Raw genomic sequence first — 251 nt, 5'->3', positions numbered from 1 at the left:
GGAGGGGATCTAGTGGCAAATACTGATAGAGAATCAGTAAGAGAACGGATTGAAAAGGACTTATACAGCCAATTAAAAAAGAAAAAAATCATCGGAAATCATTATGAAGACTTAGTTCAAGACTATTTATCATTGTGGGATTTAAAATGCGAGCTTATTGATGATATCCAAGATACAGGAATAAAAGTATCTGGTATGCATGGCCCGAAATCCAATCCTTCTATCAACGATTTACATAAAACCAATGATCG

General features: G+C 34.7%; 1 protein-coding gene. It reads left to right on the top strand.

Annotated elements, in window-relative coordinates; all coding sequences use genetic code 11:
• Positions 1-12: 12 nt before the first annotated feature.
• Positions 13-251: hypothetical protein (locus JDS99_RS31365; protein ID WP_199696536.1), on the top strand; the 239-nt coding region annotated here is incomplete at its 3' end.

The organism is Bacillus cereus group sp. N6 (assembly GCF_016483705.1).
Classification (GTDB): Bacteria; Bacillota; Bacilli; order Bacillales; family Bacillaceae_G; genus Bacillus_A; species Bacillus_A wiedmannii.
Note: the sequence above shows the minus strand (reverse complement) of the source record. Positions and strands in the feature narration are given on the sequence as shown.